Here is a 20,614-nt window from a genome sequence, read left to right as displayed (position 1 = left end):
CCGAAGATCACCGTGCCGCAACCAGACCACCGCTCCCTCGCCGACCAGATCGAAGACCTGCTGCCGCAGACGCAATGCACCAAATGCGGCTTTGACGGCTGCCGCCCCTACGCCGAGGCCATCGCCGCCGGCGCCGCCGACATCAACCAGTGTCCGCCGGGCGGCCTGGAGGGGGTGGCGCGGCTGGCCGGGATGCTGGGGCGCAAGGTCATCCCGCTGAACCCGGTACACGGCTTCGAGCGGTCGCGCCCGGTCGCCTTCATCGACGAGGCTTTGTGTATCGGCTGCACGCTGTGCATCCAGGCCTGTCCGGTCGACGCCATCATCGGCGCGGCCAAGCACATGCACACCATCGTCCCGAGCCTGTGCACCGGTTGCGACCTGTGCGTGGCGCCCTGCCCGGTCGATTGCATCGTGATGTACCCGGTGACCGACGAGCGGACCGGCTGGAACGCCTGGAGCGGGGAACAGGCCGCCGCCGCGCGCCAACGGCACGACTTGCGCGGCATGCGCCTGCAGCGCGAGCGCGCCGAAAACGACGCGCGCCTGGCCGCCAAGGCGCTTGAAAAAATGAAGGCGGTCATCGCCGAGCCGGGCAACACGGATGCCGAAATCGCCGAGAAGGAACGCAAGCGCGCCATCATCGCCGCGGCGATGGAGCGCGCCCGCGCCAAGGCCGCCGAACCGAAGGGCGACGCGTGAACGCCGCCAAGCGCCTGGAAATCTTCACCCGTTTCCGCGCCGCCAACCCAAAACCCATGACGGAGTTGGAATACAGCACGCCGTTTGAATTGCTGATCGCCGTGCTGTTGTCGGCCCAGTCCACCGACGTCGGCGTCAACAAGGCCACGCGCCTGCTGTACCCGGTCGCCAACACCCCGGCGGCGATCCTGGCGCTGGGGCTGGAAGAGTTGAAGGGCTACATCCAGACCATCGGCCTGTATCCGAACAAGGCCAAGAACGTCATCGCCACCTGCCGCATCCTGGTCGAGCAATACGGCGGCGAGGTGCCGCGCACCCGCGAACAGCTGGTGGAACTGCCCGGGGTCGGCCGCAAGACCGCCAACGTTGTGCTCAACACCGCCTTCGGCGAAATAGCCATGGCGGTCGACACGCATATTTTCCGCGTGTCCAACCGCACCGGCATCGCGCCCGGCAAGACCGTCGAGATCGTCGAGCAGAAGCTGCTCCAATTCGTGCCCAAGCAATTCCTGCTCGACGCCCACCACTGGTTGATACTGCACGGGCGCTACACCTGCGTGGCGCGCAAACCGCAATGCTGGAACTGCATGATCGCCGACCTGTGCGACTACAAGTCGAAATCGGCCACCCCGCAGCAGGTATAAGGCGCGCACCATCGCGTATTCAGGGCAACACTGGAACGGCTGCACCGTCGGCGACGATATTTGTCCTGAAGGGCGCGGTGCCGCGCGTAAATCCGATACACTCTGGCGCTTCAGCATTGTTGCCAATGTATTAAAGTTTTCGCGTACGCGCGCGAACTGGCTTTCGCGCGAATGCAATCGCGCCATCTTGACGGAAAAATCCCAGCTAATGAAAACCGACGTCCGCCCCGCTCTCTATCTGAGAACGTTCCTCGTTTTAATGACGATCAATATCGCTTTATATATCCTGCAACTAGTCAAAGGCGTCGACGCGATGTCGCCGGAGACGATGGATATGATCGAATGGGGCGCGAATCTGGCGCCGCTGACGATGGCGGGCGAATCCTGGCGTCTCTTTACCAGCATGTTCCTGCATATCGGCCTCATCCACCTCGCGCTGAATATGTACATGCTGCTGATGTGCGGCCCGATCGTCGAGCGCGCTTTCGGCTCGGTGAAGTTTATGCTGATCTATCTGATATCCGGTTTGTTCGGCAGCCTGGCCAGCGCGCTGTGGTATGCGCAACATAAAGTCACGTCGGTATCGGTATCGATTTTCGGCCAAATTGCCAGCCAGTCCGAACTGCAACTGGTGGTCGCGGCCGGCGCCTCCGGCGCCCTGATGGGTATCTCGGGGGCGTTTCTGGCGCGCTCGCTGGTGCTCGACGAGGTGGACCAGAACAACAACCCGGTCGGCTACGGCGGCATGCGCGGCGCGTTCGCGCAAACCATCGGGATCAACCTGGTCATGGGTTTTGCCGGCACCGGTGTCGACAACGCCTGCCATATCGGCGGCTTGCTCGCCGGGGCGGTGATCGGCGGCGGCTTGGCGCTGGCGGGCGACAATCAGCAGCGCCTCAAGCGCGGCGTCGCCAGCCTCGCCGTGGTGGTCGGCAGCCTGGCCCTGCTGTACTACGCGACGACCACGACGCCGTCGGCCGAACTGTTGAAACTGCACACCCAGGTCGCGGACGAAATACTGGAGGCACAGCAGAAAAAAACCGCCGCCGGAGCCCAGGCCAACAGAGCCCAGGAGATCGCCCAGGATTTGAAAACCGCCCCGGCGCCGGTCGACGAAACAACAGCTGCCGGTACGCTGGCGCCGATTGGCAAGCTGACCCGGGCCATGGTCCTGAGCAAGGACGGCAAGCGCCTGTACCTGGTCGGGGACGAGAGCAACCTTCTTTCGATTATGGATCTGGGAACGAAAAAACTCATTGCAACGCTGGCGCACCCGTCGCCCAAGCCCGTCTCGGACGACTGCGGTTGGCACGACTGCCAGCAAGACCGCGGCGCCCATGCCATCGCGCTGAGCCCGGACGAACATTTTGCCTACGTCACGTCGATCATGGACAACCTCGTGACCGTGATCGATGTACGGCAAAACAAGGTCGTCACCGCCATCCCGCTCGACCAAGGGCCGCGCAGCGTCAAGGTGTCCGGCAACGGCCAGCGCGCGTATGTGCTGAATACGCGCTCCAATAGCGTGACGCAACTGGACCTGGGCAGCAACAAGGTCATCGGCAACCCCTTGGCTCTGCCAGGCGGCCCCTTGCAACACAGCTTCTTCGCGCCGTCGGAGCTGTGGCTGGCCAACGACGACAAGGAAGTATGGGTGGTCAACCCCGTCACAAATGCGCTCAGCGTGATCGATACCGCCAGCATGACGGTAAAACAAGAACTCCCCTTGGGCGACGATAATCTGTTTCGCGCCGGCTTCTTTTTCCCGAAAACATCGTCGGCCTGGGTCGCCGGTTTCCAGGGGCTGGACGCCATCAACCTGAAGACAAAAACCTCGAAAAACATCCTGTCGTTCTGTGGGAAAATGGAAGAAACCCAGCTTGACGTCAACCCGGCGGGCACGCTGATCGCGCTGGCCGCGCCGGCAAGGAATTATGTTCGCCTGGTCAAAGTGCGCACGCAAACGACCGTCGGCGTTTACCCGGTGAAGGGCGGCATCGGCGGCATCCGCTTCTCGGCGGACGATAAGCAACTGTATGTGCTGACCAATGAGATCGGCGCCAAGGGCGCGGCAAGCCAGGCGCTGGCCATTCTCGACATCAACAAAACGGCGAATGTGGCGGAATACCTCGACCAGAATGGCGAACTGGCCTGCACCAGCCAATAGCGGCCTCGGCAGGTCCGGCGTCGCGCCCCCATCGGCTTTGCCACCCGGCTTGCTGGCGGTGGCATTGCAATTGAGGTAATATTGCACGCCGTCCCCCACTGGAGTTCAAGCATGAAGTTCGGCTACACCATCGTCTACGTCCCCGACGTCGCCGCCTCCCTTTCCTTCTACGAAACGGCCTTCGGCCTGCCACGCCGCTTCCTGCACGATTCCGGCACCTACGGCGAACTGGAAACCGGCGCGACGACGCTGGCGTTCGCCGCGCACGAGCTAGGCGAGCTGAATTTCCCCGCCGGCCACGTCCGCGCCAGCGCCTCCGACAAGCCGCTTGGCGTCGAAATCGCCCTGGTCACCGAAGACGTCGCCCAAGCGCACCGCACCGCGCTGGCCGCCGGCGCCACCGAAGTGGCCGCGCCCACCGCCAAACCATGGGGCCAGGTGGTGTCCTACGTACGCTGCCCGGACGGCAGCCTGGTCGAACTGTGCACGCCGATGGGCGCCTGACACGCCCTTTAAAACGCCGCCGCATAAAAAACGCGCGCCGATGGCGCGCGTTTTTTTCAACAGCTAAACAATCAAAGCAAGACCATGTTGTCGCGATGCACCAGCTCCGGGCCTTCCAGGAAGCCCAGGATCGCTTCGATCTCGGCCGACGGCCGGCGCATGATACGCCGCGCCTCGGCGCTGGTGTAGTTCGACAGGCCGCGCGCCACCGCGTGGCCGTCCTCGCCGATGCAGGTGATGACGGCGCCGCGGCCGAACTCGCCCTTGACGTCGACGACGCCGATCGGCAGCAGCGACTTGCCCTCCTGCGTCAGCTTCTGCACCGCGCCGGCGTCGAGCACGACCTTGCCGGCCGTGTGCAAATGGTCGGCCATCCACTGCTTGCGCGCGGTCAACTGGCCGGTCTGCGCCGTCAACTCGGTGCCGATCGCCTCGCCCTCGGCCAGGCGGGTCAGCACGTCGCTGTCGCGGCCCCAGGCGATGATGGTGTGGGCGCCCGACTTGGCGGCGCGCTTGGCCGCCAGGATCTTGGTCAGCATGCCGCCGCGGCCGATGCTGGTGCCGGCGCCGCCGGCCATCGCCTCCAACGCCGGGTCGCCCGCCTGCGCCTGCGTGATCAGATAGGCGTTCGGGTCCTTGCGCGGATCGGCCGAGAACAGGCCGTGCTGGTCGGTCAGGATGATCAGGGCGTCGGCCTCGATCAGATTGGCCACCAGCGCGCCCAGCGTGTCGTTGTCGCCGAACTTGATTTCATCGGTGACGACGGTGTCGTTCTCGTTGATGATCGGCACCACGCCCAGGCGCAGCAAAGTTGTCAGCGTCGAGCGCGCGTTCAGGTAGCGTTCGCGGTCGGCCAAGTCGGCGTGGGTCAGCAGCACCTGGGCGGTGCCCAGCCCGTGGGCGCGGAAACTGGTTTCGTAGATTTGCGCCAGGCCCATCTGGCCGACGGCGGCGCAAGCCTGCAATTCGTGGATATCGGTGGGGCGGCGTTCGAAGCCCAGGCGCAACATGCCCTCGGCGATGGCGCCGGAGCTGACCAGTACGACTTCCTTGCCGAGCGCGCGCAAGCCGGCGATCTGCACGGCCCAGCGCGCGATGGCGGCGTGGTCCAGGCCGCTGCCGTCGTTGGTAACCAGCGAGGAGCCGACTTTGATGATGATGCGGCTAGCTTTTTGAATGACGGATTTCATGATGCGGCGGCTCTTATCTCAAGTCGCGGGGCGCAACGCCAGCAGGCCCTATCACCCCGCGCATGACTAACAAAAAACCCGGGCATGCCGCTCCAGGGGCCGCGAACACACGGCCGGGCGGCTGCGCCAGGACGAACATTGCTGTGACATCGCCGCGGCCGGCTGTGCGCCGCGCCTTGCGCCAGCGCAAGCGGGCCGGCGGTAAGCGGACCAGCCCCGCCATGGGTGGGCGGCGGTAGCCGGCCACACCATTGAGAATGAGGCTCCGGTGAATACCGGAGTAAAACCAGCGACGTAATGCCTGGGCCGGCCCCTCGGGGTCCGACCTTCTCGCCTTGGCGCCAGCTCTTCGCCGCTGGTTCTTTTGACGTATCTGCTACATTTAGTCGAGGATCTTGAAGCGCGGATCGTCCGGGTCGATCGACGAAATGCCGCGCGCCTCTTCGGTCATCTGGGTTTCTTCGGCGCGGCTTTCGCTGTGCTTCTTCTCTTCCAGATGCTTGTAGATGGCGTTGACCAGTTCCGGGCAACCGTTGTGGTTCAGCGCCGAAATCTCGAACACCGGACCCTTCCAGCCGAAACGCTTGATGAAGTCCTTGACGATCTTCACGCGATCGTCGGTCGGCACCATATCAAGCTTGTTGAGCACCAACCAGCGCGGCTTGTCGACCAGCGACTCGTCGTACTTTTTCAACTCCTTGACCAGCGCCTTGGCTTCCTTGACAGGATCGACGTTGGTTTCGAACGGCGCCAGGTCGACGATGTGCAACAGCAAACCGGTGCGCTGCAGATGGCGCAGAAATTGATGGCCCAGGCCGGCGCCTTCGGAAGCGCCTTCGATCAAGCCGGGAATGTCGGCGATCACAAAGCTCTTCTCGTGCGACACGCGGACCACGCCCAGGTTCGGGTGCAAGGTCGTAAACGGGTAGTCGGCGATCTTCGGACGGGCGTTCGAGACGGCCGAAATAAAGGTCGACTTGCCGGCGTTCGGCATGCCCAGCAGGCCGACGTCGGCCAGCACCTTCAGTTCCAGACGCAACTCGCGCCGCTCGCCTTCCTTGCCCTCGCCCTTTTGGCGTGGTGCGCGGTTGGTCGAGGATTTGAAATGGATATTGCCCCAGCCGCCTTCGCCGCCCTTGGCCAGCATTTCGATCTGACCGTGCTCGGTCATATCGGCAATGATCTCGCCGCTCAGGTGGTCGACGATCAGGGTGCCGACCGGCATGCGCAGGTGGATGTCGTCCGCGCCCTTGCCGTAGCAATCGGCGCCGCGGCCCGGTTCGCCATTTTTGGCTTTGTGCATTTTGGAGAAACGGAAGTCGACCAGCGTGTTGATGTTGCGGTCCGCGACGGCCCAAATGGTGCCGCCCTTGCCGCCATCGCCACCATCGGGCCCGCCGAATGGTCTAAATTTCTCACGACAGAAAGATGCGCAGCCATTGCCGCCATCACCAGCGATGACTTCGATTTTTGCTTCGTCGATAAACTTCATGATTTGCCGCCATAAAACTAAAAAGGCTCCACCTGGGGCAGAGCCTTTCGATTGAAGGCTTGCGCCTTACACTATGCGAATACGGTAAGTATTACGCTGGTACTGCTTCGTTCGGTACAACGGTAACGAACTGGTGCGATTTTGCGCCACGAACGATGAACTTGACTTTGCCTGCGATCAACGCGAACAGAGTGTGGTCCTTGCCCATGCCAACACCTTCGCCGGCGCGCACTGGCGTGCCGCGTTGACGAATGATGATGCCGCCAGCGTTGATAGCTTGGCCGCCGTAAACCTTAACGCCCAGGCGTTTTGATTCTGAATCACGGCCGTTGCGCGTTGTGCCGCCGCCCTTTTTATGTGCCATTTAAGACTCCTTGATAGCTGATTATGAATTCAAACAGCGGCAATTAGCCGTTGATCGAAACGATTTGGATTTCGGTAAAATTCTGGCGATGGCCCTGATGCTTTTGGTAGTGCTTACGACGACGCATCTTGAAAATTTTGACCTTATCATGGCGACCATGCGCCACAACCGTAACCAGTACCGTTGCACCTTCGACCAATGGGGCACCAAACTTGATGGTGTCGCCCGCACCTACTGCGAGTACTTGATCGATGGTGATTTCGGAACCAATGTCTGCCGGTATCTGTTCTACTTTAAGTTTTTCGCCAGCGACAACTTTGTATTGTTTGCCACCGGTTTTTATGACCGCGTACATGATTTGAAACCTCATCAAATGTTGAAAGAATTTCTCTCTAAGCCGGACCAGGCAAGCCGTGCCCAACCGGGAGAACTGGCGATTATACATGGGATGAGAAAATCCGTCAAAAACTATTCACAAACGCCGGTTGTCGTGGTATGTCGGCAACTTGAAAGGCAGGGCCGGGCGAGCCAAAAACGTGAAAAATACTGACAAGACAGCAATATAGACCCCGAAGAGGCCGCCAGTGAACACAGCGGCGCGAGCCATGTCGTATAATCGCCGCACCTAACGTCTATTGCAGGTTCGCCTTGTCTGCCGCTCACAAAAACGCCACCCAGAACACCATCGCCCTTTCGATCGCCACCGACATGGAGGCAGTCAACACCGTGATCCGGCAGAAACTGTATTCCGAGGTCAGCCTCGTGAACCAGATCGCCGAATACATCATCAGCGCCGGCGGCAAACGCATCCGCCCGGTGCTGGTACTGCTGGTGGCCAACGCCTATTCATATAAGGGAACCGCCCACCACGAGCTGGCGGCGGTCGTCGAATTCATCCACACCGCCACGCTGCTGCACGACGACGTCGTCGACGAATCGTCGATGCGGCGCGGCCGCCAGACCGCCAACGCGCTGTTCGGCAACGCCGCCTCGGTGCTGGTGGGCGACTTCCTGTACTCGCGCTCGTTCCAGATGATGGTCACGCTCGACAACATGCGCGTGATGCAAATCCTGTCGGACGCCACCAACGTGATCGCCGAAGGCGAAGTGCTGCAGCTGCTCAACATGCACAACCCCGACGTCAGCCAGGACAACTACCTGCAAGTGATACGCTCCAAGACCGCCAAGCTGTTTGAGGCGGCGGCGCAACTGGGCGCGCTGATCTCCGGCGCCAGCGACGCCGAGATCGACGCGGCCGGCGAATACGGCCGCTCGCTGGGTACCGCCTTCCAGCTGATCGACGACGTGCTCGACTACGCCGGCGACGCCGCCGAAATCGGCAAGAACGTCGGCGACGACCTGCGCGAAGGCAAACCGACCCTGCCGCTGATCTACCTGATGGAAAACGGCACGCCGGAACAGCGCGAACTGGTGCGCGCCTGTATTGAAAAAGGCGACGAACAACACTTCGACGCGATCCTGGCCGCCATCACCAGCAGCGGCGCGCTCGACTACACCCGGCGCGCGGCGGAAGCAGCGGCCCGCCGCGCCGCCGACGCCGTCGCCGACCTCCCCGATAGCGTCTACAAGCAAGCGCTGCTGCAACTGTGCGTATTCGCGGTCGACCGCAACCACTGAGCGCCGGCGCGGGCAACAAGAAAGGCGGCGCCGTGGCGCCGCCTTTTTTGTTGCCCGCGCGCCCGGAACCCCGCTTTAAACCAGCGGCAACGAGCCGGGGGCAGCCCCACGGAGCCTGGCCCCGGGGTTACGCGCTTGGTTAATAAACACCCACCATCACAGCTTCGCCACGGATTGCGGCCGCGCCTCCTTGCGCTCGCTATACCGGCTGGTCAGATAATCGGAGCGGTCGCGAATGATCAGGGTGAACTTGTACAACTCTTCCATCACATCAACCAAGCGCTCGTAATACGCCGACGGCTTCATGCGCCCGGCCTCGTCGAACTCCTGGTAAGCCTTGGCCACCGAGGACTGGTTCGGAATCGTCACCATACGCATCCAGCGTCCGAGAACCCGCAAGCCGTTGACTGCGTTGAACGACTGCGAGCCGCCCGACACTTGCATTACCGCCAGCGTGCGGCCCTGGGTGGGGCGCAGGCTACCCAGCTCCAGCGGCAGCCAGTCGATCTGCGACTTGAACACACCCGTCATCGCGCCGTGGCGTTCCGGGCTGCACCACACCTGCCCCTCCGACCAGACCGACAAGGCGCGCAACTCCTGTACCTTCGGATGGTCGGCCGGCACGCTATCGACCATCGGCAAGCCGTGCGGATCGAACACCCGCGTCTCGGCGCCGAAATGCCGCAGGATGCGCTCGGCCTCCAGCGTCAGCAGCTTGCTGAACGAACGCTCGCGCAACGAGCCGTACAGCAGCAGGATGCGCGGCGCATGACGCGACACGCTGGCCGGCTCCAGCTTCTCCAGCGTCGGCAAGTCCAGATGCTCGACACTAATGTTGGGCAATTTATCCATGCGAGCCCAGCCGGCGCCCGGCCGCGTCAACCACCGCCTCACCGTCTTCCTTGCTAAAGGCGCCCTGCTGCGGCAGCGGCAGAATGTCGAGCACCAGCTCGGACGGACGGCACAGGCGCACGCCCTTCTCGGTGGCGACGAAAGGCCGGTTGATCAGGACCGGATGGGCCAGCATGGCGTCCAGCAGGACCTCGTCGGTATGCTCGTCGGCCAGGCCCAGCTCCTGGTACAGATCGCCCTTGTCGCGCAGCGCCTCGCGCACGGTCAAGCCTGCACGCGCGATCAAATCCATCAACGTGTCGCGCGACGGCGGATTCTTGAGGTAGTCGACGATTTCCGGCTCGACACCGGTGTTGCGGATCAGCGCAAGCGTGTTGCGCGAAGTGCCGCAGGCGGCGTTGTGATAGATCGTGATGGCCATGATAGATATCCTTTTTCAAACCAGTGTTGTGAGACTGCACTTCATGGCGCCGGTTCCTGGCCGACGCAAAGCGACACGCTGACGGGCGAACAGGCGTTTCCGCCGCAGCAATTCTGCGTCAGGAACGCCAACAAGCCGTTCATCGACGCGAAATTGGCCGAATAGATAATCGAGCGCCCGGCCTTGACCGAGGCGATCAGATTCGCGTGCGCCAGCTCCTTTAGATGGAAGGACAGCGACGACGGCGCGATGCCGAGCGCCTCGGCGATCTTGCTCGCCGCCAGACCAGCCGGCCCCGCCTGCACCAGCAGCCGGAACACGGCCAGGCGCGATTCCTGCGCCAGCGCGGCCAACGATGTGAGAGCGGTAGAAGTTTCCATATTTCGATAATAATGGAAATATCTATCGAGCGCAACGCCGCGCTTCCGCGGCGCCATGGATCTGCGTCAAGGAAGCGGCCACGGACGACGTAGTGTCCTGTTGGCGCTGCGCGCAGCGGGCCTTGCGTTGACGCGAACCGACGCCGTTTTTTATTGCGCGGCGGTCGAAGCGGCGTCTAATTCAGGGTGCGCCACAGTCAATTTCCGACCGACGGCTCCGGTATACAACACCAGCAGTTTGACGCTCTTTCCGTCCAAGGAGCGGCCATTGTGCAGCGTGTTGACCACTTCGGGCAACACGTCGCCTACGTGCAGCACCTTGGTCTCCCCGGTCTTGCGCGTCACTTCCAGGGTGCCTTCCAAGACATAGGCGAACGACGCAACCGGATGTTCATGCCAACCTGTTTGCGCGCCGGCCGCTATCTCGACGATGAGGGCCGTGACCTCGGCCTGGCCCTCGGGATAGGCCAACGCCTTGCCATCCCAGCTAGTGCTTGACTTGAGCAAGGGCGTGACCTTGACCGCGACGGAATTGTCCAGGGCGTGGGCGCTAAATGGCAGGCAGATGGCAAACAGACTTGCCATTATCAGAGTTCGGTTCATTGACATCCCTTTTTGTCGATTGAATAGGTCGCGCAGGCTGGTGGAGAAAAGTCATCGCATTTTACGCCGTTACCAGGGCTTGGTTGTGTATTTGTAGCAACATGCGCTTGAAAAGGCGCCGACTTGCATGTGGCGCGTTTTTCCTCTGCTGCACACACACAACAACTCTGGGATCAGGTCTCAAAATGACGGTTTCCTACCCAGCAACCCTGTAGAGGAACTAGCGCTGCGTCAAGGAAGGGGCAATAAGGCGCCAGGGCGATTGCATGAAGGCGGAGCCGAGGCGATGAGCACAGCTTGTAGGTATCGCTTGTAAACTCTTTGAAAAAGGCGTTTACTCTCGATATTTGGGCGAGAAAAATGACAATCGGACCGATGTCGCTGCTGGAAGCATTCGATGAATTACGCGATCCGCGCGCGCGCGAGTGCGCATATCAACTGGACGAATTGCTGCTGGCCGCGATCTGCGCCGTCATCAGTGGAGCGGAAAGCTGGACCACGGTTGTGGAATGGAGCGAAATGAAGCTCGAGTGGCTGCGTCAGTACCGGCCGTTCGCCAATGGCATCGCCTCGCACGACACCTTCGGACGCGTTTTTTCCCTGCTTGACGCGAAGCAGTTCGAATCGTGTTTTGTACGCTGGATGGGCGCACTGTGTCCGTCGCTTGAAGGGCAGCACATTGCCATCGATGGCAAATGCGTGCGTGGTTCACACGATGGCAAACAGAGCGCCATTCATCTGGTGTCGGCGTGGAGCAGCGCGAGCGGCGTCACACTTGGGCAGGTTCGGACCGCCGACAAGAGCAACGAGATCACCGCGATACCGGAATTATTGGATACCCTGGACGTCAAAGGCGCCATCATCACAATCGACGCGATGGGGTGCCAGCGCGACATCGCCGCCAAGATCGTTGCCAACGGCGCCGACTATGTTCTGGGTGTGAAGGACAACCAGCCCGTCTTGGCCGAAGCCGTCAAGCTGTGGTTCGACGCCGCCGACGCAGGCAAGATGGATCGTCCATTCTGGGAGCACATCCAGACCGAAAAAGATCACGGACGGATCGAAACCCGGCGCTGCCTTGTCACCAACGACATCGCTTGGCTCGTTCAGCAAAAACAGCATTGGAGCGGGCTGCAAAGCCTCATCATGATCGAGTCGACGCGCGAAATCATCGGGCGAAACAGCACCGGAACAGCCAGCGTTGAACGCCGCTATTACATCAGCAGCTTGCCGGCCAAGGCTGCAATGTTGGGCAAAACAGTACGGGCGCACTGGGGCATCGAAAACAGCATGCATTGGGTGCTGGACGTCGCATTTCGCGAGGACGGCTGCCGCGTGCGCGTTGGCGACGCGGCGCAAAATTTCGCCATCCTGCGCCGCATTGCCCTCAACCTGCTGAAGAACGAGAAAACGACGAAGCTCGGCGTCGCCTCCAAGCGCCTAAAGGCGGGCTGGAACGCCGACTACCTTGGCAAGGTGTTGGGCCTGGCCATCTGATCCTTCATGCAATCGCCCTGAATAAGGCGCGGGAAGGTGCCACGCCGCTGGCTGCGCCGGTTGAAAACCCTGTACGAGTATGATGTAATAAACATAAGACTCGGGGTGTGGCTCAGCCTGGTAGAGCGCTGCGTTCGGGACGCAGAGGCCGGAGGTTCGAATCCTCTCACCCCGACCAAGAATTCCAAGCAAGGAGGAATACATGTTGTCTTCAGGCCCCACCAAAGTATCGCTCTTCATTCTTATTTTAGCAACCTTTCTGACTTCAACAGGCCACACCCAATCGCTGGGCAACTTGCTGAAAGCGCTACAGGAAGCCAGCTCCTCGGACACCGTAGGGGCCATCAAATCGCTTGCGGATACCCTGCAAGGTCATGTACCACCAGGAATCCAAGCTGAAAACGCCGAGGGGAAGGTGGTCTTGTATCGCACCGCGTGGTGCGGGTATTGCAAGAAAGCCGCCGTTTACATGCGCAATAACAACATCCCCTTTGTCGAGCGCGACATTGAAACCAACGGTGCCTACAAGGCGGAATACAAGAGCTTAGGTGGCTACGGCGCAGTTCCGTTCTTGGTGTTCGGACAGAAAACGATGCATGGATTTTCGGAAACCGCATTTGTTAAAAACTACGCCGATTTTCAGGTTGCGCTTGCAGCTCCGCAGCCGACAACCGCAGGCCACGGTCCATTGTCAACGAAGGGGCAGCCCGACGGCGCGCAGGCTGGCCAAACGATGATGGGGAAGATCCCAGGGGTCAAGGTGTACGCGCAGCCATATAAATCGGCCGAAAAGCTCCTGCTGCTGGGCAAAACTGACGAGGTCGTCTATATGGGGGAGGAGCGAGATGGAATGTATCGGGTAACGACGCAAAAAGGAGAAGGCTGGGTTGATAAGCTGCTCCTTAAGAAGCCGTAGTGGAAGTCGCGTGGCGTTGCAAGTGCAGCCATTGACATCAGACGTTCAAGAGCCGCAACGTGAGACCCGTAGTTCAGCGCCACTTTGAGCGCCGTCAAGCTAAGCTTGGGTCGGACGCCTATCCTGACAACTGGTATGCGCAGGCAAACAATACGCGAGCCCTATTGCCCGCAGAGAAAAAACGACTCCCTCCACGCATACCCCCCCCCAAGACAGCGCTTCGGTGAATTGCGCCACCACGTCCACCGCCGCGCCCCCAACGTATAACAAGCAATAAGGAGCATATATGAACGCTGTTTCAGTATCCAAGCTGGGCGCCGCCCTGCTGCTCGGTTGCGGCCTGCTGGCTCCGGCCGCGCAAGCCGATACCCAAACGGTCTTCTACAGCCACCTCGTTTCCACGGCGGTCGTGGCAACGCCGCTGCTGGCGCAAGACACCCTGTTCGTCGATACCTTCACCACGGAGCGCGGGCCGCTGCGGCAAACCACGACGTTTACCGTCGGCGCCGACGTCCAATCGTTTACGGGCAACGCCGCGTGGCTGGTCAACACGGCCACCGGCGTCGGACCGCGGCTGATTGACGTCAACATCGACCTGTTCGACGCCGGCAACCAATTGATTCAATCGGACAGCTTCGCCGGGCTACTGGCCGGCTTTGCCCACTCGACCTTCAGCGGTTCGCTGGAACCCGGCATCTACACCCTCGTCGCAACCGGCACCGGCGTGCGCGACTCGTCCCTGGACATTTCGCTGACGCTCGCCGTTCCCGAACCGGCCACCTACGCGATGCTGCTCGCCGGACTCGGCTTGGTCGGGCTTGGGTTGCGCCGCAGGGAGTCTGAAGATGAGCCGGAACCGTCCGTCAACATGTGAGCCGTTTTCCCCATGATTCATGCCTCATTTGTTCGCCGATGACATCCGCACCTCGGTCAGCTTCCAGTCGGCGAAGCCGCTGCGCTGGAACACCAGGCCGAGTATGCCCCGGCCCGCCGCATCCGCGGCGTCCGGATCGGCCGCATGGACGACGACGTTGTTCAGCCCCCGCCGTTCATACTTCCAGATGAATTTTTCCTTCGGCGTTGCGGCCGGCGCCGAGGCGCCGGCCGAACGCTGGCGATTGGACGGCGCAAACTGGCCGCTCCGCATCGCCAGCATCATGGATTCCGGCTGCACCACCGCGTCGACGAATCGGTCGACCATTAGCGCGCCCAATCTGGCGCCAAAATCGGCGCCGTTCGCGCCGAGCGCCCTGTCGACGCCGCCCGACCGTTCCATCTCGTTTTGAAACAAGGCGGAGAATTGGCCCTTGATGCTCTGGCGCACCTTGGGGTAGTCGACGTGCTCGCTAAAGGCTACCGCATCCCTGCTCCGGACCGCCGACTGCAGCTGCCGCACGGCTAGCAATGGCGACCAGTACCAATACGCGGCGACGGCCACGATGGTTGCAAGCGCGGATGCCGCGACTATGTTTGTTTTGATGACTATTGACCTCATATTAAATCGGCTCCGGGCGCTTCCGCAGCGCCCACCGCGGGCCTGCCATCGGATTGCGCGAACTGACTCCGGCGCTATCGGAGCCCGATATTACCGCAAAGCGCAGGTTTCACCCGGCGGCCAAGCGTGCGCCCGCTCAAGCCACATCATGGTAAAGTTGCAAAGCTTTCTGAGGGTCAAGCGCCATCACGAACACCGCCACACAAGCGCCACCGGTCCCCGGCGCGCCAAGCTGGCCCAGCTTCCCCTCTTCGCCTGGCAACACGCCTGCGGCGCCTTTCGCGCCCACCCGATTGCCTCTCCGCCCATGTGAACGGCCCCTTGCGGCCGCTGCGTTCACACCTCGATCTGCTTCGGCGCGACCGCTGTATGGCCACGTCGATTTCGCTACCAAAGGATAAATACATGACTATTCTCGCGCCGCAACGATGGACTTCGCCGACCAATCCACGCCCCCTGGTGCTCGCCACCGACCTCGACGGTACCCTGCTGGCGGGAACGCACGAGGCGCGCCGACGCGTGCGCGACCTGTTCAGCGGCGCCTTGCCGGGCGCCAAGCTGGTGTTCATCACCGGCCGCGGCCTTGAATCGATCATCCCCCTGCTCAGCGACCCGACCATTCCGATGCCTGACTACATCATCGCCGACGTCGGCGCCACCATCGTCCACGGCGACCTGCGCCCGGTCGAGCCGCTGCACCACGAAATCGCCGCCCACTGGCCCGGCGCGCAGGCGGTGCTGAAAGCGCTGGCCGACTTCCCCAGGCTGCGCCGGCAAAACGTGCCGCAGGAGCGGCGCTGCTCGTTTTTCATCAGCGAGGGCGGCGTCACGCCGGCGCTGCGCGCGGCGGTCGAGGCGCTCGGCTGCGACCTGCTGTTTTCCGGCGGGCGCTATCTCGACGTGCTGCCGCGCGGCATCGGCAAGGGTCCGGCGCTGCTGCGCCTGGCCCAGGCGGAAGGTTTCGACCCGGCCGACGTGGTGGTGGCCGGCGACACCCTGAACGACCTGTCGATGTTCGAGGCCGGCTATCGCGGCATCGTCGTCGGCGGCGCCGAGCCGGCCCTGGTCGAGCGGGTGCGCAAACTGCCGCGCGCCTACCTGGCCCGGGCCGAAGGCTGCGGCGGCATTCTGGAGGGGCTGGCCCACCACGGCACGCTGGTCGAGCCGTCCGCGGCGGCGCAGGGGCGCATCGACCAGCGCGGCGAGGCCGAACTGGTGATGGTCTACCACCGCCAACCCTTCGATGAAATCGTCGAGGACGGCGTGCTGCGGCAGCGCCGCCCGGAAAGCCCGAACGGCATCATTCCGACGCTGCTGAGCTTTTTCGCCGGGGAGCGCTGCGGCTCCTGGGTCGCCTGGTCGCAGCAGCCCAGCCGCGCGCCGGCCGATTTCGCCAGCCACGCGCCGGTCGACCTGGAACGCTATCCGCGCTTGCAGGTGGCGCGCATCGCCCTGACCGAGGACGACATCGACGTGTTCTACAAGAAGTTTTCCAAGGAGGCGTTCTGGCCGATCATCTTTTCCTTCCCCGACAAGGCCGAGTTCCACCAGGCCCATTGGGAGCGCTTCCTCGAAGTCAACCGCCTGTTCGCCGAGCAGGCCGCGCGCGAGGCGGCCGAAGGCGCCATCGCCTGGATCCACGACTACAACCTGTGGATGGTGCCGGCCTTCCTGCGCCCGCTGCGCCCGGACCTGCGCATCGCCTTCTTCCACCACACGGCCTTCCCGTCGAGCGACGTGTTCAACATCCTGCCGTGGCGCCGCGACATCATCGGCAGCCTGCTGCAATGCGACTATATCGGCTTCCACATCCCGCGCTACGTCGAGAACTTCGTCGACGCGGTGCGCTCCTTCGCGCCGCTCGAAGTGCTCGCCAGCGTACCCTGCGCGCCGCGCTTCCTGACCTACGGCTGCGCCCTCGGGGTGGACAAGATGACGTCGGCCATCGAGGCCGGCGGGCGCCGCGTCGCGCTCGGCGCGCACCCGGTCGGCACCGACGTCGGCCTGATCGCGCAGCAGTTGCGCACGCCGGAAGTCGAGCGGAAAATCGCCGGCATCCGCGACTACCTGGGCGGCGTCACCGGGGTCGTGTCGATCGAACGGCTGGACTACGTCAAGGGCTCGCTGGAAAAACTGCAAGCCTTCGAGCGCCTGCTCGAACAGTACCCGGAACACGCCGGCAAGGTCACGCTGCTCAACGTCATCACCCCGGCCGCGCCCGGCATGGAAATCTACCAGGCGCTGCGGGTCGAAGTCGACCGCATCGTCGGCCGCATCAACGGCCGCTTCTCGACGCTGGAATGGGTGCCGGTGCGTTACTTCTACCGCTCGCTGCCGTTCGAGGAGGTGCTCGCCCACTACGCCGCCTGCGACATCGCCTGGATCACGCCGCTGCGCGACGGCCTCAACCTGGTCGCCAAGGAATTCGTCGCCACCAAGCAGGCCATCGGCCAGTCCGGCGTGCTGATCCTGTCGGAATTCGCCGGCGCCGCCGTCGAACTGCACGGCGCCCTGCTCACCAACCCCTACGACGCCGGCGCCATGACGGCGGCGCTGCACCAGGCCCTGACCATGGGCGAGGACGAGCGCGCCTACCGCACCGCGCGCATGGCGGCCATCGTCGCCGAGCACGACATCACGCGCTGGGGCGACGACTTCCTCGACGCGGTCGCGCGCGGCCCCCACGCCAGCGACGCGCTGGCGCTGGCCGAGCAACGGGCCGCCGCGTGAGCGCGCCGGCCGGCGCCGCCGCGGCCGAGCTGCTGGTGGCCGGCCTGGCCTATTTCGAGGTGCACGTGCCGGCGGGCGCGCCGCCGCAACCCGGCGAGGAGCGCTTCGTGTCGACCATCGGACTCGGTTTCGGCGGCGCCCTGAACAGCGCCAGCGTGGCCGCCGCGCTCGGCCTGCGGGTGGCGCTGTGCGTGCCGGCCGGCGCCGGCGTCGCCGACCACGCGCTGGCGCTGCTGGCGCGGCGCCTGGGCATCGCCCTCACCGCCCTGCCCTGCGGCGACAACCCGGCCATCTCGCTGGTGTACGCCAGCGCCGACGAGCGCGCCTTCCTCAGCGCCGCCGACTTCACCGCGCTGGAGCGGGTCGAGACGCTGCCGGCCGCGCGCTGGATCCACGTGCCGGGGCTGGAGGAGGCGGCCCGGCTGGCCGCGCCGCTGGCGCGCGCGCGCGGCGCCGGCGCCCAGGTCGCCGTCAGCGGCAGCTGGACGCCGGCGCGCCTGGCCGCTCTGGCGGCGCGGCGCGACTGCCCGTGGGACCTGCTGGTGCTCAACGACAAGGAGGCGCACGCGGCCTGCGGCGACGTCGCCGAGGCGCCGCGCCACCTGGCCGGCGCGGCCCGCTCGGTGCTGGTCACGCAAGGCGCGCAGGGCGCGTTTGGCACCCTCAACGGCTACGGCGTGCGCCTGCCGGCGGCGGCGCTCGCCGTGTGCGACCCGACCGGCGCCGGCGACGCCTTCTGCGCCGGCCTGCTGGCCGCCCTGATCCGCGGCGCCGCGCCCGAGCCGGCCTTGCGCCTGGCCGGCGCGGCCGCCGGCCACATTTTGCAACAACGCGGCGGCGTGCTCGACGACCCCGCCCGCATAGCCCTCGTGGCCAAGGAGATGCGATGGATATCCTGACGGTACTCGGCGGCGGCAGCGCCTACACCCCCGGCCTGCTGCAAGCGCTGCTCGCCCACGCGGCGCTGCTGCCGCTGCACACGGTGCGCCTGTACGACACCGACCCCGCGCGGCTCGACCTGGTGGCCCGCCTCGGCGCCGGCATGGCGCGCAGCGCCGGCGCGCCCTTCAAGGTCGAGCCGGCGCGCAGCCTGGAGGACGCCGTCCGCGGCGCCGGCCTGGTGCTCAATTCGACCCGACCCGGCGGGCTGGCGGCGCGCCGCATCGACGAAACGCTGCCGCTGGAATTCGACATTCCCGGCCAGGAAACGGTCGGCCCCGGCGGTTTTTTCTACGCGCTGCGCTCGGTCCCCGAGGCGCTGCGCGTGGCCGCGGCGATGCACGCGCTGGCGCCGGGCGCGGTCCTGCTCAACTACACCAACCCCAGCAACATCGTCACCCAGGCGCTGGCCGACCAGGGCAAGGTGGCCGTCATCGGCATGTGCGACCAGTCCGACGAAGACCTGCAAGCGCTGGCGCGGGCGCTCGGCCTGGACGGCCAGCCGACGGCCCGTTGCAACGGCCTGAACCACGCGACCTGGTACAGCGAGCTGAGCGTCGGCGGCACGCCGCTGGGTCCGCTTCCGGCGACGCTGGCGGCGCCGCCCGAGTTCGACGAGGAACACCAGTTGCGCTTTTCCTACGCGCTGGCGCTGGCGCGCGCGCAGCCGCCGGGCCACTGGCCCAATTCCTACCTGCCCTATTACCTGTATCCGCAAGCGTTCGTCGAACAGGCGCGCCGGGTCGGCCCGCGCAGCGACGTCGTGGCGGCCTCGCTGGAACGCTACTACAGCCACTTCGCCGAGCAGGCCGCATGCGCCGAGCCGAAGCTGGCGCTGTACCGCGGCGCGGCCGGCTTCGGCGACCTGGCCGTCAACGTCATCCGCGCCCTGGCCGCCGAGCGGCCGCGCGAACTGGTGCTCAACCTGCCCAACCGCGGCGCCAGCGACGCCTTCGCCGCCGACTGCGTGATCGAAACGCGGGTGCGGCTGTCGCGCCACGGCGTCGAACGGCTGCCGGCGCCGGCGCTGCCGGCCTCGTTCGCGCCGCTGGCGGGCCAGCTGGAACGCTACCAGCGCCTGAGCGCGCGCGCCGCCGCCGGCGCCGCGCTGGCGCCGCGGGTGGCGGCGCTGGCCGCCAACCCGCTGGTGGCCGACGCCGCGCTGGCCGCGCGCATGCTGGAACGCGCGCGCGCCGCCTACGGCGAGCTGATCGCGTGGCAGGCATGACGCCGATGCCGCCGCGCGCGCTGCTCGAGCGGCTCGACTTCGACGCCTTCGAACGGGTGGTGGTCCTCTCGCCCCACCTCGACGACGCCGCCCTCAGCTGCGGCGGCCTGCTGCACGCGCTGCAGGGCGTCCCGACGCTGGTGGTGACGATTTGCAGCGGCAACCCGCCGGCGCCGGCGGCGCCGGACGGCGGCGCCGGCAAGGGGCCGCCGCGGCGCGGCCACGTCAGCCCGCGCATCCGCCGCGCCGAGGACATCGCGGCGATGCACGCGATCCGCGCCGACTTCGTCCACCTCAGCTTTCCCGACGCGATCTACCGGCGCAGCGCCCGCACCGGCAAACTAATCTACCGCAACGCGCGCGAGCGCTGGATCGCGCCGCACGTCGACGACGCCGGCTACATCGAGGAACTGCACCAGCTGCTGCGCCGCATCTGCCTCGACCTGGGCGGCATTCTGCTGGTGAGCCCGCTGGGCATTGGCGACCACGTCGACCACCAGATCACGGCGCGGGTCGCGCTGCGCCTGGCGGCGGCCGGCGCCAGCCTGTTGTTCTACGAAGACTTTCCCTACGTGGCCGACGCCAGCAGCGGCCGCGGCGACGGCGACGGCCCGCAGGCCGCGATGGCGCGCCTGCGCCTGGTGCCGGCCGAGCGCTTCGTGGTGCCGGTCGACCTCGAAGGCAAGATGAACCTGCTGCGCCACTACACCTCGCAGGTGCCGCCGCTGTTCGGCGACGACGAGGGCATGCGCGCCGCCGTGCTGGGCCGCCAATACCTGGGACAACCCTGCGAATTCTACTGGCGCGCGAAGGCACCCCCGCCGCTCGCGCCCTGACGCCCCACGCAAGCAA

21 protein-coding genes and 1 tRNA gene are annotated in these 20,614 nt (G+C 64.5%); 13 read left to right on the top strand and 9 right to left on the bottom strand.

Features of this window, described 5'->3' with window-relative positions; translation table 11 throughout:
• The first annotated feature begins 12 nt into the window (after positions 1-12).
• The 4 genes from rsxB (at position 13) to JANGC3_RS0121650 (ending at position 4,017) form a co-directional block, all read left to right on the top strand.
• Positions 13-702 (top strand): electron transport complex subunit RsxB, encoded by a 690-nt coding sequence (gene rsxB / locus JANGC3_RS0121665; RefSeq protein WP_017878585.1) that lies wholly within the window; start codon positions 13-15, stop codon positions 700-702.
• A complete protein-coding gene (gene nth, locus JANGC3_RS0121660; protein WP_017878584.1) occupies positions 699-1,346 on the top strand; it encodes an endonuclease III in 648 nt (215 codons plus the stop codon). The genes rsxB and nth overlap by 4 nt, the downstream gene beginning before the upstream one ends.
• Before the next feature lie 259 nt (positions 1,347-1,605).
• Positions 1,606-3,513: a rhomboid family intramembrane serine protease gene (locus JANGC3_RS0121655; protein WP_017878583.1), complete on the top strand. Its 1,908-nt coding sequence runs from the start codon at positions 1,606-1,608 to the stop codon at positions 3,511-3,513.
• A gap of 111 nt (positions 3,514-3,624) precedes the next feature.
• Positions 3,625-4,017 carry a VOC family protein gene (locus JANGC3_RS0121650; protein WP_017878582.1) on the top strand — a complete coding sequence of 131 codons (393 nt, stop codon included), beginning with the start codon at positions 3,625-3,627 and terminating at the stop codon, positions 4,015-4,017.
• Positions 4,018-4,088: 71 nt separating this feature from the next.
• On the opposite strand, the gene proB is transcribed toward JANGC3_RS0121650, so the two are convergent.
• The 4 genes from proB to rplU all read right to left on the bottom strand — a co-directional run bounded on the left by proB (position 4,089) and on the right by rplU (position 7,418).
• Positions 4,089-5,207, bottom strand: coding sequence for a glutamate 5-kinase (gene proB / locus JANGC3_RS0121645; RefSeq protein WP_017878581.1), 1,119 nt, complete (start codon positions 5,205-5,207; stop codon positions 4,089-4,091).
• A 382-nt stretch (positions 5,208-5,589) separates the two neighbouring features.
• Entirely contained in the window at positions 5,590-6,699 is a 1,110-nt protein-coding gene (gene obgE, locus JANGC3_RS0121640) for a GTPase ObgE (protein WP_017878580.1), read from the bottom strand.
• 91 nt (positions 6,700-6,790) lie between these two features.
• Positions 6,791-7,063, bottom strand: a complete 273-nt coding sequence (gene rpmA / locus JANGC3_RS31840; RefSeq protein WP_081611939.1) for a 50S ribosomal protein L27 — start codon at positions 7,061-7,063, stop codon at positions 6,791-6,793.
• A gap of 43 nt (positions 7,064-7,106) precedes the next feature.
• On the bottom strand, positions 7,107-7,418 hold the full coding sequence (gene rplU, locus JANGC3_RS31835; protein ID WP_038500602.1) for a 50S ribosomal protein L21: 312 nt from the start codon (positions 7,416-7,418) through the stop codon (positions 7,107-7,109).
• A 293-nt stretch (positions 7,419-7,711) separates the two neighbouring features.
• Between rplU and ispB the strand changes: the two genes are divergently transcribed.
• Complete coding sequence (ispB, locus tag JANGC3_RS0121630; protein ID WP_017878578.1) at positions 7,712-8,701, top strand: octaprenyl diphosphate synthase; 990 nt, start codon at positions 7,712-7,714, stop codon at positions 8,699-8,701.
• A gap of 156 nt (positions 8,702-8,857) precedes the next feature.
• Here ispB and arsH read toward each other — a convergent pair whose 3' ends face one another.
• The 4 genes from arsH to JANGC3_RS0121610 form a co-directional block, all read right to left on the bottom strand.
• Positions 8,858-9,553 carry an arsenical resistance protein ArsH gene (gene arsH / locus JANGC3_RS0121625; protein ID WP_035787882.1) on the bottom strand — a complete coding sequence of 232 codons (696 nt, stop codon included), beginning with the start codon at positions 9,551-9,553 and terminating at the stop codon, positions 8,858-8,860.
• Entirely contained in the window at positions 9,546-9,974 is a 429-nt protein-coding gene (arsC, locus tag JANGC3_RS0121620; RefSeq protein ID WP_017878576.1) for an arsenate reductase (glutaredoxin), read from the bottom strand. Before arsC ends, arsH begins: the two co-directional genes overlap by 8 nt.
• 41 nt (positions 9,975-10,015) lie before the next feature.
• Complete coding sequence (locus tag JANGC3_RS0121615) at positions 10,016-10,354, bottom strand: ArsR/SmtB family transcription factor (protein WP_026133312.1); 339 nt, start codon at positions 10,352-10,354, stop codon at positions 10,016-10,018.
• Positions 10,355-10,504: 150 nt separating this feature from the next.
• Positions 10,505-10,957 (bottom strand): cupin domain-containing protein, encoded by a 453-nt coding sequence (locus JANGC3_RS0121610; RefSeq protein WP_051068406.1) that lies wholly within the window; start codon positions 10,955-10,957, stop codon positions 10,505-10,507.
• 375 nt (positions 10,958-11,332) lie between these two features.
• Here JANGC3_RS0121610 and JANGC3_RS0121605 point away from each other — a divergent pair, with 375 nt between their 5' ends.
• From JANGC3_RS0121605 to JANGC3_RS30940, 4 genes are all read left to right on the top strand, one after another.
• Positions 11,333-12,454, top strand: a complete 1,122-nt coding sequence (locus JANGC3_RS0121605) for an ISAs1 family transposase (RefSeq protein WP_017875559.1) — start codon at positions 11,333-11,335, stop codon at positions 12,452-12,454.
• A 101-nt stretch (positions 12,455-12,555) separates the two neighbouring features.
• Positions 12,556-12,632, top strand: a tRNA-Pro gene (locus JANGC3_RS0121600).
• 24 nt (positions 12,633-12,656) lie between these two features.
• A complete protein-coding gene (locus JANGC3_RS30945; protein WP_017878573.1) occupies positions 12,657-13,370 on the top strand; it encodes a glutaredoxin family protein in 714 nt (237 codons plus the stop codon).
• A gap of 286 nt (positions 13,371-13,656) precedes the next feature.
• Positions 13,657-14,244: a PEPxxWA-CTERM sorting domain-containing protein gene (locus JANGC3_RS30940; RefSeq protein WP_017878572.1), complete on the top strand. Its 588-nt coding sequence runs from the start codon at positions 13,657-13,659 to the stop codon at positions 14,242-14,244.
• 24 nt (positions 14,245-14,268) lie between these two features.
• On the opposite strand, the gene JANGC3_RS30935 is transcribed toward JANGC3_RS30940, so the two are convergent.
• Complete coding sequence (locus JANGC3_RS30935; protein ID WP_081611936.1) at positions 14,269-14,865, bottom strand: DUF2939 domain-containing protein; 597 nt, start codon at positions 14,863-14,865, stop codon at positions 14,269-14,271.
• 405 nt (positions 14,866-15,270) lie between these two features.
• Between JANGC3_RS30935 and ggpS the strand changes: the two genes are divergently transcribed.
• From ggpS to JANGC3_RS0121565, 4 genes are read left to right on the top strand one after another with little or no spacing between them, the layout of a single operon-like run.
• Positions 15,271-17,595 (top strand): glucosylglycerol-phosphate synthase, encoded by a 2,325-nt coding sequence (gene ggpS / locus JANGC3_RS0121580; RefSeq protein ID WP_198292048.1) that lies wholly within the window; start codon positions 15,271-15,273, stop codon positions 17,593-17,595.
• Positions 17,592-18,494, top strand: coding sequence for a carbohydrate kinase family protein (locus JANGC3_RS0121575; RefSeq protein ID WP_017878569.1), 903 nt, complete (start codon positions 17,592-17,594; stop codon positions 18,492-18,494). Before ggpS ends, JANGC3_RS0121575 begins: the two co-directional genes overlap by 4 nt.
• Positions 18,482-19,762 carry a family 4 glycosyl hydrolase gene (locus tag JANGC3_RS0121570; RefSeq protein ID WP_017878568.1) on the top strand — a complete coding sequence of 427 codons (1,281 nt, stop codon included), beginning with the start codon at positions 18,482-18,484 and terminating at the stop codon, positions 19,760-19,762. Before JANGC3_RS0121575 ends, JANGC3_RS0121570 begins: the two co-directional genes overlap by 13 nt.
• Entirely contained in the window at positions 19,759-20,598 is an 840-nt protein-coding gene (locus tag JANGC3_RS0121565) for a PIG-L deacetylase family protein (protein WP_017878567.1), read from the top strand. Before JANGC3_RS0121570 ends, JANGC3_RS0121565 begins: the two co-directional genes overlap by 4 nt.
• Positions 20,599-20,614 lie beyond the last annotated feature (16 nt).

Origin of the sequence: Janthinobacterium sp. CG3 (assembly GCF_000344615.1) — a bacterium.
Lineage (GTDB): Bacteria > Pseudomonadota > Gammaproteobacteria > Burkholderiales > Burkholderiaceae_D > Janthinobacterium.
The sequence above is the reverse complement of the archived record's forward strand: the minus strand, read 5'-3'. Positions and strand labels throughout refer to the sequence as shown.

Excerpts from the sequence above, each read along its gene's own strand:
- JANGC3_RS0121655 (WP_017878583.1), top strand. The coding sequence starts at position 1,606 with ATGACGATCAATATCGCTTTATATATCCTGCAACTAGTCAAAGGCGTC.
- JANGC3_RS0121650 (WP_017878582.1), top strand. The coding sequence starts at position 3,625 with ATGAAGTTCGGCTACACCATCGTCTACGTCCCCGACGTCGCCGCCTCC.
- proB (WP_017878581.1), bottom strand. The coding sequence starts at position 5,207 with ATGAAATCCGTCATTCAAAAAGCTAGCCGCATCATCATCAAAGTCGGC.
- obgE (WP_017878580.1), bottom strand. The coding sequence starts at position 6,699 with ATGAAGTTTATCGACGAAGCAAAAATCGAAGTCATCGCTGGTGATGGC.
- rpmA (WP_081611939.1), bottom strand. The coding sequence starts at position 7,063 with ATGGCACATAAAAAGGGCGGCGGCACAACGCGCAACGGCCGTGATTCA.
- rplU (WP_038500602.1), bottom strand. The coding sequence starts at position 7,418 with ATGTACGCGGTCATAAAAACCGGTGGCAAACAATACAAAGTTGTCGCT.
- arsH (WP_035787882.1), bottom strand. The coding sequence starts at position 9,553 with ATGGATAAATTGCCCAACATTAGTGTCGAGCATCTGGACTTGCCGACG.
- arsC (WP_017878576.1), bottom strand. The coding sequence starts at position 9,974 with ATGGCCATCACGATCTATCACAACGCCGCCTGCGGCACTTCGCGCAAC.
- JANGC3_RS0121615 (WP_026133312.1), bottom strand. The coding sequence starts at position 10,354 with ATGGAAACTTCTACCGCTCTCACATCGTTGGCCGCGCTGGCGCAGGAA.
- JANGC3_RS0121610 (WP_051068406.1), bottom strand. The coding sequence starts at position 10,957 with ATGAACCGAACTCTGATAATGGCAAGTCTGTTTGCCATCTGCCTGCCA.
- JANGC3_RS0121605 (WP_017875559.1), top strand. The coding sequence starts at position 11,333 with ATGTCGCTGCTGGAAGCATTCGATGAATTACGCGATCCGCGCGCGCGC.
- JANGC3_RS30945 (WP_017878573.1), top strand. The coding sequence starts at position 12,657 with ATGTTGTCTTCAGGCCCCACCAAAGTATCGCTCTTCATTCTTATTTTA.
- JANGC3_RS30940 (WP_017878572.1), top strand. The coding sequence starts at position 13,657 with ATGAACGCTGTTTCAGTATCCAAGCTGGGCGCCGCCCTGCTGCTCGGT.
- JANGC3_RS30935 (WP_081611936.1), bottom strand. The coding sequence starts at position 14,865 with ATGAGGTCAATAGTCATCAAAACAAACATAGTCGCGGCATCCGCGCTT.
- ggpS (WP_198292048.1), top strand. The coding sequence starts at position 15,271 with ATGACTATTCTCGCGCCGCAACGATGGACTTCGCCGACCAATCCACGC.
- JANGC3_RS0121570 (WP_017878568.1), top strand. The coding sequence starts at position 18,482 with ATGGATATCCTGACGGTACTCGGCGGCGGCAGCGCCTACACCCCCGGC.
- JANGC3_RS0121565 (WP_017878567.1), top strand. The coding sequence starts at position 19,759 with ATGACGCCGATGCCGCCGCGCGCGCTGCTCGAGCGGCTCGACTTCGAC.